The sequence below is a fragment of the Kitasatospora sp. NPDC050463 genome (assembly GCF_040655255.1).
Lineage (GTDB): Bacteria > Actinomycetota > Actinomycetes > Streptomycetales > Streptomycetaceae > Kitasatospora.
The window spans coordinates 184,760-196,108 of the sequence record NZ_JBFAJO010000005.1; the positions used below are offsets into that span (position 1 = coordinate 184,760).

General features: G+C 72.3%; 11 protein-coding genes. 8 read left to right on the forward strand and 3 right to left on the reverse strand.

All coding sequences use genetic code 11. The annotated features are described in order from the left end of the window. Positions 1-51 precede the first annotated feature (51 nt). Positions 52-888 carry a peptidylprolyl isomerase gene (locus AB0J08_RS05565; RefSeq protein ID WP_360627310.1) on the reverse strand — a complete coding sequence of 279 codons (837 nt, stop codon included), beginning with the start codon at positions 886-888 and terminating at the stop codon, positions 52-54. 278 nt (positions 889-1,166) lie between these two features. On the opposite strand from AB0J08_RS05565, the gene AB0J08_RS05570 reads away from it, so the two are divergent. From AB0J08_RS05570 to AB0J08_RS05585, 4 genes are all read left to right on the forward strand, one after another. Continuing rightward, positions 1,167-1,874, forward strand: coding sequence for an MBL fold metallo-hydrolase (locus AB0J08_RS05570; protein WP_360627313.1), 708 nt, complete (start codon positions 1,167-1,169; stop codon positions 1,872-1,874). Positions 1,875-1,885: 11 nt separating this feature from the next. Next, positions 1,886-3,148 carry a histidine--tRNA ligase gene (gene hisS, locus AB0J08_RS05575; protein WP_360627316.1) on the forward strand — a complete coding sequence of 421 codons (1,263 nt, stop codon included), beginning with the start codon at positions 1,886-1,888 and terminating at the stop codon, positions 3,146-3,148. After that, a complete protein-coding gene (aspS, locus tag AB0J08_RS05580; RefSeq protein ID WP_360627319.1) occupies positions 3,145-4,950 on the forward strand; it encodes an aspartate--tRNA ligase in 1,806 nt (601 codons plus the stop codon). The genes hisS and aspS overlap by 4 nt, the downstream gene beginning before the upstream one ends. Before the next feature lie 92 nt (positions 4,951-5,042). Then, the gene (locus tag AB0J08_RS05585) at positions 5,043-5,549 is read left to right on the forward strand and encodes an N-acetyltransferase (RefSeq protein WP_360627322.1); all 507 of its coding nucleotides are present in this window, start codon (positions 5,043-5,045) and stop codon (positions 5,547-5,549) included. On the opposite strand, the gene AB0J08_RS05590 is transcribed toward AB0J08_RS05585, so the two are convergent. Then, the gene (locus AB0J08_RS05590) at positions 5,546-6,472 is read right to left on the reverse strand and encodes a LysR family transcriptional regulator (RefSeq protein WP_360627325.1); all 927 of its coding nucleotides are present in this window, start codon (positions 6,470-6,472) and stop codon (positions 5,546-5,548) included. The two genes, AB0J08_RS05585 and AB0J08_RS05590, sit on opposite strands and share 4 nt — an antisense overlap. A 208-nt stretch (positions 6,473-6,680) precedes the next feature. Between AB0J08_RS05590 and ppk2 the strand changes: the two genes are divergently transcribed. From ppk2 to rpsD, 4 genes are all read left to right on the forward strand, one after another. Further along, positions 6,681-7,520: a polyphosphate kinase 2 gene (gene ppk2 / locus AB0J08_RS05595; RefSeq protein ID WP_360627328.1), complete on the forward strand. Its 840-nt coding sequence runs from the start codon at positions 6,681-6,683 to the stop codon at positions 7,518-7,520. Positions 7,521-7,640: 120 nt separating this feature from the next. Continuing rightward, positions 7,641-8,255: an antibiotic biosynthesis monooxygenase gene (locus AB0J08_RS05600; RefSeq protein WP_360627331.1), complete on the forward strand. Its 615-nt coding sequence runs from the start codon at positions 7,641-7,643 to the stop codon at positions 8,253-8,255. A gap of 39 nt (positions 8,256-8,294) precedes the next feature. Further along, positions 8,295-9,644, forward strand: a complete 1,350-nt coding sequence (locus tag AB0J08_RS05605; protein ID WP_360627334.1) for a replication-associated recombination protein A — start codon at positions 8,295-8,297, stop codon at positions 9,642-9,644. A 423-nt stretch (positions 9,645-10,067) separates the two neighbouring features. Further along, entirely contained in the window at positions 10,068-10,682 is a 615-nt protein-coding gene (gene rpsD / locus AB0J08_RS05610) for a 30S ribosomal protein S4 (protein WP_063346792.1), read from the forward strand. Between the two features lie 150 nt (positions 10,683-10,832). Here rpsD and AB0J08_RS05615 read toward each other — a convergent pair whose 3' ends face one another. After that, positions 10,833-11,159 (reverse strand): tetratricopeptide repeat protein, encoded by a 327-nt coding sequence (locus AB0J08_RS05615; RefSeq protein ID WP_360627337.1) that lies wholly within the window; start codon positions 11,157-11,159, stop codon positions 10,833-10,835. Positions 11,160-11,349 lie beyond the last annotated feature (190 nt).

Sequence of the window (11,349 nt, forward strand, 5' to 3'; positions counted from 1 at the left end):
GGACCGCGCCGGCGCGCCGCGCGGGCTACCGCGGCGCGGTCCCGGTGCGGGTCAACCCTTCGCGGCGGTCACCGAGTTGAGGGTGACGTCGGCCATCGGGTGGCCGTCCGTCCCACCCTCCAGGGTGCCCGCGGCGGCGATCTTCTGGAGCACGTCCAGACCGCCGGTGATCTTGCCGAACGGGGTGTAGTTCGGGCCGAGCTGGGTGTCCTTGTAGACCAGGAAGAACTGGCTGCCGTTGGTGCCCGGGCCGGAGTTGGCCATCGCCAGGGTGCCCGCCGGGTACGTCGCACCGGTCAGGTTCTCGTCGGCGAACTTGTAACCGGGGCCGCCGGTGCCGCCCGGGTTGGTCGCGCTGGCGGTCGGGTCACCGCACTGCAGCACGAAGATGCCGCCGGTGGTCAGGCGGTGGCACTTGGTGTGGTCGAAGTACTGCTGGCCGGCCAGGAAGGCGAAGGAGTTCACCGTGTGCGGGGCCTTGGCCGCGTCCAGCGAGAGCGTCACCTTGCCGCAGTTGGTGTCCAGGGTCGCCGTGTAGCCGCCGGTGGCGTCGATGCTCATGGCCGGCTCGGTCTGCCACTGCTTGCCGTTCGGCGTGCCCGGCGCCGGATCGACGCAGCCCTCGACCGGCTTGCGGGTCGGGGTGGTGGGCTCGCCGGTGGGGGTCGGCGCGGCCTGCGCGGAGGACGTGGTGTCCTTCTTGCCGTCCGAGTCGAAGGCACCCGTGCCCACCAGGGCACCGCCGCCCGCCAGCACGACCACGGCGAGCGAGCTGCCGAGGATCGTGTTGCGACGCCGGCGCGCCGCGTGGACCTCGGCCCGGCGCTGCGCCTGGCGCTCGTACTTCTCGCGGGCGAGCTGCCGCCGCCGCTGTTCGCTGGTGACCACCGGCCGTGTCTCCTACATGGGTGCTGTCGGCCCCGCCTGCCCAGGGGCGGACAAGGGGGGATCGTGTGCGGATGCTGAAGCGGATCATCGCATCCATCGGCGGCCAAGTGTAGGGACCGCGGCGGTAAGAACGCGGTGAACCTGTCAGGAGGAAGTGAACCTGTCACCCCTATCTGGTTCGCAACCGGACCCGGACCGCCGGTAGGCTTCCGTTACACCACATCGTGTAGCCGCATCCCGCAGCCGCCACGGCCGACCCGAAGCACGAAGGACGCGCGTTGTTCATCGCCGGATTCCCCGCTGGAGCCTGGGGCACCAACTGCTACCTGGTCGCACCGGCCGCCGGCGAGGAGTGCGTCATCGTGGACCCGGGCCACCAGGCCGCCCGCGGCGTGGAGGAGCTGGTCCGCGAGCACCGGCTGAAGCCGGTCGCGGTCGTCCTCACCCACGGCCACATCGACCACGTCGCCTCCGTGGTCCCGGTCTGCGGCGCCCGCGGCGTGCCGGCCTGGATCCACCCCGAGGACCGCTACATGATGGCCGACCCGGAGAAGGCGCTCGGCCGCTCGCTCGGCACCCAGCTGATGGGCGAACTCACCGTCGGCGAGCCCGACGACGTGCGCGAGCTCACCGACGGCAGCGTGCTGGAGCTGGCCGGCCTGGAGCTCACCGTCGACCACGCCCCCGGCCATACCAAGGGGTCGGTGACGTTCCGGACGCCCGGTGCCGAGGACCTCCCTCCGGTGCTCTTCTCGGGCGACCTGCTCTTCGCCGGCTCCATCGGGCGCACGGACCTCCCGGGCGGAGACAGCGAGGCGATCCTGCGGTCGCTGGCCCGGCTGTGCCTGCCCCTCGACGACGCGACCGTGGTCCTCTCCGGCCACGGCGGACAGACCACCATCGGCCGCGAGCGCGCCACCAACCCCTACCTCCGACAGGCGGCGGGAGCGCTCGGCGCCCCGGCCTTCCCGCGACGAGGAATGTGACGGAAGAGAAGTTGACCACCTTCACCGCCCCCAAGGGCACCTACGACCTGCTGCCCCCCAGCTCCGCGACCTTCCTGGCGATCCGCGAGCGGATCGCCGCGCCGGCCCGCCGGGCCGGCTACGGCTACATCGAGACCCCGGTCTTCGAGGACGTGAAGCTCTTCTCCCGCGGCGTCGGCGAGTCCACCGACATCGTCAGCAAGGAGATGTACAACCTCACCACCAAGGGGGGCGACGAGCTCGCGCTGCGCCCCGAGGGCACCGCCTCGGTGCTGCGCGCCGCGCTCCAGGCCAACCTGCACAAGCAGGGCAACCTCCCGGTCAAGCTCTGGTACTCCGGCTCCTACTACCGCTACGAGCGGGCGCAGAAGGGCCGTTACCGCCAGTTCTCGCAGGTCGGTGCCGAGGCGATCGGCGCCGAGGACCCGGCCCTGGACGCCGAGCTCATCATCCTGGCCGACGACGCCTTCCGCTCGCTGGGCCTGAGCGACTACTCGCTGCTGCTCAACAGCCTCGGCGACAAGCAGTGCCGCCCGGTCTACCGGGCCGCGCTGGTCGAGTTCCTCGCCGGCCTCGACCTGGACGAGGACACCCGCCGCCGGGCCGAGATCAACCCGCTGCGCGTGCTGGACGACAAGCGCGAGTCGGTGCAGGCCCAGCTCGGCGGCGCGCCGATGCTGCGCGACTTCCTCTGCGAGGAGTGCAAGGCCTACGACGAGAAGGTCCGCGAGCTGCTCACCGCCAACGGCGTCGCCTTCGTCGACGACCCCAAGCTGGTCCGCGGGCTGGACTACTACACCCGCACCACCTTCGAGTTCGTGCACAACGGCCTGGGCGCGCAGTCCGCGATCGGCGGCGGCGGCCGCTACGACGGACTCTCCGAGATGATCGGCGGCCCCGCGCTCCCGTCCGTCGGCTGGGCCCTCGGCGTGGACCGCAGCTACCTGGCGATGGAGGCCGAGGGCGTCGTCCTCGACCTGCCGGCCGCCACCTCCGTCTACGCCGTCGCGCTCAGCGACGAAGCCAAGAACGTCCTCTTCGCCAAGGTGGTCGAGCTGCGCCGCGAAGGCGTCGCCACCGACCTCGCCTTCGGCGTCAAGGGCATCAAGAACGCGATGAAGTCCGCGGACCGTTCCGGCGCACGCTTCGCCGTGCTCGCCGGTGACCGGGACCTCGCCGACGGCGTCGTCCAGCTCAAGGACATGACCACCGGCGAGCAGAACCCCGTCGCCCTCGACGCTCTCGTCACCACCCTGAAGGAGAAGCAGCTGTGATCCGCACGCACGACGCGGGCACGCTCCGCCCGGAGCACGCAGGCACCACCGTCACCCTGGCCGGCTGGGTCGCCCGCCGCCGAGACCACGGCGGCGTGGCCTTCATCGACCTGCGGGACGCCTCCGGCACCGTGCAGATCGTGGTCCGCGACCTCGACTCGGTGCACGGCCTGCGCGCCGAGTACTGCGTCAAGGTCGTCGGCGACGTCCGGGTGCGGCCCGAGGGCAACGAGAACCCGGACATCCCGACCGGTGCCGTCGAGGTCGTGGTCAGCGAGATCGAGGTGCTCTCCGAGGCCGCCCCGCTGCCCTTCCCGGTCGCCGAGTACGAGCCCGGTACGGTCAACGAGGAGGTCCGCCTCCGCTACCGCTACCTGGACCTGCGCCGCGAGGGCCCGGCCAAGGGCCTGCGCCTGCGCTCCAAGGTCAACAACATCATCCGCCGGGTGATGGAGGAGAACGACTACCTCGACATCGAGACGCCGTACCTCACCCGCTCCACCCCCGAGGGAGCCCGCGACTTCCTCGTCCCGGTCCGCCTGCAGCCCGGCCACTGGTACGCGCTGCCGCAGTCGCCCCAGCTGTTCAAGCAGCTGCTGATGGTGGCCGGCATGGAGCGGTACTACCAGATCGCGCGCTGCTTCCGCGACGAGGACTTCCGCGCCGACCGCCAGCCGGAGTTCACCCAGCTGGACATCGAGGCCTCCTTCGTCGACCAGGAGGACGTCCTGGCCCTCGGCGAGAAGATCGTCGGCTCGATCTGGCGCGACGTGCACGGGTACGAGATCCCCAACCCGCTGCCCCGGATGACCTACGCGGACGCGATGTCCCGCTACGGCTCCGACAAGCCGGACGTCCGCTTCGGCCAGGAACTCACGGACCTCACCGAGTACTTCAAGGGCACCGCGTTCCGCGTCTTCCAGGCCCCGTACGTCGGCGCCGTGGTCATGCCCGGCGGTGCCTCGCAGCCCCGCAAGGCACTGGACGCCTGGCAGGACTGGGCCAAGGCGCGTGGCGCCCGAGGCCTGGCGTACGTGGTCATCGACGCCGAGACCGGCGAGCTGCGCGGCCCCGTTGCCAAGAACCTCTCCGAGGAGCACCTGGCCGGTCTGGCCGCCGCCGCGGGCGCCAAGAACGGCGACGCGATCTTCTTCGCGGCCGGCAAGGAGCGCCCCTCGCAGGAGCTGCTCGGCGCCGCCCGCCTGGAGATCGGCCGCCGCTGCGAGCTGATCGACGAGTCCCAGTGGGCCTTCCTCTGGGTCGTCGACTTCCCGATGTTCGAGCCGATCGAGGACGACAAGGGCGAGTTCCAGGGCTGGCACGCGGTGCACCACCCGTTCACCGCCCCGACCGCCGAGTCGCTCGCCACCTTCGACACCGACCCGGGCTCGGCGCTCTCCAACGCCTACGACCTGGTCCTCAACGGCTCGGAGCTGGGCGGCGGTTCGATCCGTATCCACCAGCGGGACGTGCAGAAGCGGGCGTTCGACGCGATCGGCCTCTCCGAGGAGGAGGCGGCCTCGCAGTTCGGCTTCCTGCTGGACGCCTTCAACTACGGCCCGCCGCCGCACGGTGGCGTCGCCTTCGGCCTCGACCGGATCGTCACGCTGCTGGGCGGGTACGACACCATCCGGGACGTCATCGCCTTCCCGAAGACGTCCACCGGCGGTGACCCGCTGACCGGGGCCCCGACCCCGATCACCCCGGCGCAGCGCCGCGAGGCCGGCGTCGACGCCCAGCCGAAGGTCCGCGAGGACGCCAAGGCCGCCGAGGCCAAGTCCGAGGCCCAGCCCAAGGCCTGACGCTCGATCGGCTAACCTTTCACGGCCCCGGACGGCATACCCGCCGTCCGGGGCCGGTCCACAACGGTGTGCGACGGAGAGAGGCTTCCCCCATGAAGGTCACCACCAGAATCGAGTGTCCCGAGGACGCACCCGCCACCAGACGGGTCCACATGGCGGCCTTCCCCGGCCCCGACGAGGCCGACCTGGTGGACGCGCTGCGCCGCGACCCCGCCTGGCTGCCCGGCCTGTCCGTGGTCGCGGTCGACGAGACCGGGCTGGTGGTCGGCCACGCGCTGCTCACCCGGCTGCGGGTCGGCGACGGTCCAGGCCTCGCGCTGGCGCCCGTCGCGGTCGCCCCGGAGTGGCAGCGCAAGGGCGTCGGCGAGCTGGTCGTCCGGGCCGCGCTGACGGCCGCGGAGGACGCGGCGGAGAAGCTCGTCGTCGTCCTCGGCGATCCGGACTACTACGGCAGGTTCGGCTTCGCCCCGGCCGGGCGGCACGAGGTCACCGGTCCGTTCGACGTGCCGGAGGCCTACTTCCAGGCGCTCGCCCTGCCGGCGTACGACGGCGGTCCGCGTGGCCTCTGCCGCTACCCGGAGCCCTTCGAGGCGGTCTAGCCCGACTGGCCCGGGACCGCCGGGCCGGCCGAGAACCCGACGGTGGCCCGGCAGCTGCGCACGAACGCGGCCATGGCGGGCGTCAGTTCCCGGTCCTTCGGCCAGTACAGCCCCACCTGGCTCGGGCTCAGCCCCCGCACCGGCCGGTACGCGACGTCCTCCCGCGCCGCCAGCCTGCTCATCGCCTCCGGGGCGAAACCGATGCCCTGGCCGCACACCACCGCGGCCAGCCACTCGTCGGAGTTGTGTGCCACCGCGCCGATCCGCACCGGTCGCCCGCCCCGCTCCCGAACCGCCAACCAGTAGTCGCGCCACTGTCCGGCCTCCAGTGGGATCGCCACGAAGGGTTCGTCCAGGAGCTCCCCGAACTCGATCACGTCGTGGCCGGCCAGCCGGTGCCCGGCCGGCAGCGCCGCGCAACGCGGCTCCTCGCCCAGCACCGCGACGTTGTACTGCTCGGAGAGCGACGGCGGCGCGTGCCAGAGCGTCAGGTCGATCTCCCCGCCGGCCAGGCCCGAGGTCGGGTCGAACCAGCTGTTCTGCCGCAGCTCGACCTGCCAGCCGGGCATCCGCCGGGTGAAGTCCGTCACCGTCCTGCGGGTCATCAGGTTGATGATGCCGCCCTCGAAGCCCACCCGCAGCGTCGAGCCCTGCTCGGCCGCCGCCGCCCGGATGGCGCGCAGCGCGTCGTCCCAGCCGGCCAGCATCGTGCCGGTGCGCTCGGCCAGTGCCCGGCCGGCGTGGGTGGGCGCCATGCCGCGGCGCGAGCGCTCGAACAGCTCCACCCCGAGCAGGGCCTCCAGCTGGCGGATCTGCTTGGTGAGGGTCGGCTGCGAGACGAACAGCCGGGCCGCCGCGGCGGTCAGCTGCCCCTCCTCGCAGACCGCGGCGAAGCTGCGCAGCAGTCGGGTGTCCACATCCATGCCCCAAGGTTATGGAACGGGAAATTGGACCGGCCCGGCAGGGCTGGGCCAAGGTTGATCGCTCGGCCCTCGCGGCCGGGCCACGGGGGAGCCCGGCAGCGGCGGTTCAGGGGGCCGCCGCTGCCGGACCGGTGCCGACGACCTGCGCGGAGCCCCGCTTGCGCCTACGGTGAGGGCTCATCAGCCCTTGCCGAACGGAGGCACCCAGGTGGTAGCCAAGGCCGAGCGCGTCACCGCCGGCGACCCGGAGCATCCGCAGGAGCGGCTGGCGAAGAAGCCCTACGAGCGGGAGCTGCTGAGGCTCCAGAACGAGCTGGTCAAGCTCCAGGAGTGGGTGCGCGCCGAGGGCGCCCGGCTGGTGGTCGTCTTCGAGGGGCGCGACGCGGCCGGCAAGGGCGGCGCGATCAAGCGGGTGACGGAGTTCCTGAACCCGCGCATCGCCCGGGTGGTGGCGCTGCCCACCCCCACCGAGCGCCAGCGCACCCAGTGGTACTTCCAGCGGTACGTCGAGCAGTTGCCGGCCGCCGGGGAGATCGTGCTCTTCGACCGCAGCTGGTACAACCGGGCCGGCGTCGAGAAGGTGATGGGCTTCTGCACGCCCGAGGAGCACCGGCAGTTCCTGCACCAGTGCCCGACCTTCGAGCAGATGCTGATCGAGGCGGGCATCCTGCTGCGCAAGTACTGGTTCTCGGTGAGCGACACCGAGCAGGAGCGGCGGTTCCGGGCCCGGCTGGAGGACCCGATGCGCCGCTGGAAGCTCTCCCCGATGGACATCGAGTCGATCAGCCGCTGGGAGGACTACTCGCGGGCCAAGGACGAGATGTTCATCCACACCGACACCCCGGACTCGCCGTGGAACGTGGTGGAGAGCGACGACAAGCGCCGGGCCAGGATCAACATGATCGCCCACCTGCTCTCCACCGTCCCGTACCGGGAGGTGGCCCCGCCCGAGATCGAGCTGCCGCCCCGACCGCGCTCGCGCGGCTACCGGCGGCCGCCGCGCGACCTGCAGACCTTCGTGCCGGACCACGCGGCGGGGATCGGGTAGCGGCTGCCCCGAACGGCTCCTCGGCGTTGCCGAGTCCCGGTCCGGGGCGTGCGATGGGAGGTGCTCACGAAGGCGCGGGCACCCGCCGCGGTGCTCGCCGAAATGGCAGGAGACCCGTCCATGTTCGTTCGTACCGTCTACGCGACCGGTGACCCGGCCAAGCTCGACCAGACCCTCGACGGGTTTCGCGCCGAGGCGGTCGGGCTGCTCTCCGGGCAGCCCGGCTACCGGGGCTACGGCCTGTTCGCCAACCGCGAGCTCGGCATCCTCACCATGGGCTCCTGGTGGGAGAGCGAGCAGGCGGAGCGGGACAGCGAGGCGCAGCTGGGCGGGCGGCGCGCGGAACTGCTGGCACCCTTCGGGGGGACGGTGACCCGGGACCGCTGGGAGGCCGTGGTCGCCGCCCGGCCGGTCCGGGTCGGTCCGGGCGCGTGGTTCCGGCTGACCAAGTTCGACGTCGGCCGCGCGCAGGCCGACCGGGTGGCCGCCGCCTTCCGCGAGGGGGCGTTGCCGGCGTTGCGGAGCCTCGACGGGTTCCTCGGCGGCTCCATGCTGATCGACGCCGAGGACGAGCGCGGTTCGGTGGGCCTCCTCTTCGCGGACAAGGCCGCCCTGGTGGCCTCCCGCGGCCCGGTCGCGCAGGCCCGTGCGAAGGCGGTGGCCGAGGGCGGGGCGATCCTGCGCTCGCTGGAGGAGTTCGAGGTCGTCCTGCTGGACCTTCCGCAGCAGCCCTAGGGAGGCCGGGCTGTCGGTCGGCTCGCATAGGCTTCCGGTGTGGACGAACCGGACCTCTTCACCGCCGCCGCCGAGGAACGCCAGGCCAAGGAGCCCGGCCGGGCCCCGCTCGCCGTACGGATGCGCCCGCACACCCTGGACGAGGTCGCCGGGCAGCGGCAGCTGCTGAAGCCGGGCTCGCCGCTGCGCCGGCTCGTCGCGGGCTCGCGCGGCCCGGCGGCGACCAGTTCGGTGATCCTCTGGGGCCCGCCCGGCACCGGCAAGACCACCCTGGCGCACGTGATCAGCCAGGCCGTCGAGGGCCGCTTCGTCGAGCTGTCCGCGATCACCGCCGGCGTCAAGGAGGTCCGCGCGGTCATCGAGGGCGCCCGCCGGGCGGTCGGCATGAGCGGCAAGGAGACGGTGCTCTTCCTGGACGAGATCCACCGCTTCTCCAAGGCCCAGCAGGACTCGCTGCTGCCCGCCGTGGAGAACCGCTGGGTCACCCTGATCGCCGCGACCACCGAGAACCCGTACTTCTCGGTGATCTCCCCGCTGCTGTCGCGCTCGCTGCTGCTCACCCTGGAGTCGCTGACCGACGAGGACATCCGCGCCCTGCTGCACCGCGCGGTCGCCGACGAGCGCGGCCTGGAGGGCGCGCTGGAGCTCACCGCGGAGGCCGAGGACCACCTGGTCCGACTGGCCGGCGGGGACGCCCGGCGGGCGCTCACCACGCTGGAGGCGGCGGCCGGGGCGGCCCTGGAGAAGGGTGAGACGAGCATCACGCTGGCCACCACCGAGACGGCCGTCAACCAGGCCGCGGTGCGCTACGACAAGGACGGCGACCAGCACTACGACGTGGCCAGCGCACTGATCAAGTCGATCCGCGGCAGCGACGTGGACGCCACCCTGCACTACCTGGCCCGGATGATCGAGGCGGGGGAGGACCCCCGGTTCATCGCCCGGCGGCTGATGATCTCGGCCAGCGAGGACGTCGGCCTGGCCGACCCCACGGCGCTCGCCACGGCGGTCGCGGCGGCCCAGGCGGTGGCGCTGATCGGCTTCCCGGAGGCGCGGATCATCCTCTCCCAGGCGGCGATCGCGCTGGCGCTGGCGCCCAAGTCCAACGCCGCCTACCTGGCCATCGACGCGGCGCTGGCGGACGTCCGGCAGGGCCTGGCGGGTGCGGTGCCACCGCACCTGCGGGACGCGCACTACGGCGGCGCGGGCAAGCTCGGGCACGGCCAGGGCTACCAGTACCCGCACGACCTGCCGGAGGGCATCGCGGCGCAGCAGTACGCGCCGGACGCCGTGCACGGCAAGGCGTACTACCGGCCGACCCGGCACGGCGGCGAGGCCCGGTACGCGGACGTCGTGGAGTGGACCAGGGCCCGGCTCAAGGGCGAGTGACCGGCCGGGGCGGCCCGGGGCACGGGGGCGGACCCCGCCCGGGCCCCGGCCGAACCCGCGCTGAGCCGAAGCGCCGCATCGAAGCGGCCCGGAATTGAGCGGGTGAATCACAGCTATACTCGTGCGGAGTGCCGTGTCCCGGGCGCGGCGGCAGGGGAGACCCTGACCGACCGGCCGCACCAGCGGGGCAATGGCCGCGGCCTCCCTCGGGAGGCCCCAGGAGCGTCGCGCACCGTTTCGGTGTCGCGTGCAGCCCACCAACTCCGGTTCGGTGGGCCACTCGTGTGCTTGCACATTCGTGCCCGGCCTCGGAGAGCGGCTGATCGCACTGCCCTCGGGCGGTGGGGTTGTCTCCGGACCGCGAGAAGCGACCTCCGTCAACACCTGGTGAAGCCGTATTCGTAAGCAAGGAAGGTTTGGTTCATGGCGAACCAGAAGCGTCCCAAGGTCAAGATCGCGCGTGCGCTCGGCGTGCCGCTGACCCCGAAGTCCGTCAAGTACTTCGAGGCCCGCCCGTACCCGCCCGGCCAGCACGGCCGTGGCCGCAAGCAGAACTCGGACTACAAGGTCCGTCTGCTGGAGAAGCAGCGTCTGCGCGCTCAGTACGACCTGAGCGAGAAGCAGATGGCGCGCGCGTTCGACCGCGCGAAGAAGGCCGAGGGCAAGACCGGTGAGGCGCTCGTCGCCGAGCTGGAGACCCGTCTGGACTCCCTGGTGCTGCGTTCGGGCATTGCCCGCACCATCTACCAGGCCCGTCAGATGGTCGTCCACGGTCACATCGAGGTCAACGGCGGCAAGGTCAACAAGCCGTCGTACCAGATGAAGCCGGGCTTCGTCGTGACTGTTCGCGAGCGCAGCAAGGAGAAGGTCCCGTTCCAGGTCGCTCGTGAGGGTGGCTACGCGGGCGAGGGCCAGACCCCGAAGTACCTCGAGGTCAACCTGAAGGCCCTGGCCTTCCGCCTGGACCGCGCGCCGCAGCGCAAGGAGGTCCCGGTGATCTGCGACGAGCAGCTCGTCGTCGAGTACTACTCGCGCTGACCCGCGAGCGGTACGCCTGCCGTACCACTGCGAGCCCCCGTCGCCCTTCCGGGCGGCGGGGGCTCGTCCCTTTCCGCCGTGACTCGCCCGATCGCCTCCGGGCGCTCGGACCCGGCGCGTGCCGTGGGTCCCGGGGCGGCCCGGCTGCGGTCAGCCGTCCTCGCCGGTCATCGCGGCGGCCAGCCGCAGGTGCGGGCGGGCCTCCTCGGCGCGGCCCTGGCGCTCCAGGGTGCGGCCCAGCATCAGCCGGGCGTAGTCCTCGGCCGGGTGGGCGTCGAGGATGCGGCGCAGCTCGGCCTCGGCGCGGGGGAGCTGGGCCGAGTGGTAGTAGCTCCGGGCCAGCAGCAGTCGGACCGAGAGGTTGGTCGGCTCCTCGGCGAGGACGCCCTCCAGCATGCGGGCGGCGTCGGAGTACGCCTTGGAGTCGAAGTAGAACGTCGCGAGGCGGTACTCGTCGGCGGCGGTGTGGATGGTCACGGGTGCTCCTTCCGGGTGCCCGCCCGGCCGAGGTGCCGGGCACGGTGCCGACCGCTGTAGCAATGGACAAGATTCAACTATTCCTGGCCGGCGAGGGCCGCGGTGCCGGCGGCACCGGACGGGGCCCCGGCAGCGGCGGTTCATCCCCCTCGCCGAGGAGTCCGGCGCGATCGTGCCGCTCGGCAAGTGG

Excerpts from the sequence above, each read along its gene's own strand:
- AB0J08_RS05585 (WP_360627322.1), top strand. The coding sequence starts at position 5,043 with ATGAAGGTCACCACCAGAATCGAGTGTCCCGAGGACGCACCCGCCACC.
- AB0J08_RS05590 (WP_360627325.1), bottom strand. The coding sequence starts at position 6,472 with ATGGATGTGGACACCCGACTGCTGCGCAGCTTCGCCGCGGTCTGCGAG.
- AB0J08_RS05600 (WP_360627331.1), top strand. The coding sequence starts at position 7,641 with ATGTTCGTTCGTACCGTCTACGCGACCGGTGACCCGGCCAAGCTCGAC.
- rpsD (WP_063346792.1), top strand. The coding sequence starts at position 10,068 with ATGGCGAACCAGAAGCGTCCCAAGGTCAAGATCGCGCGTGCGCTCGGC.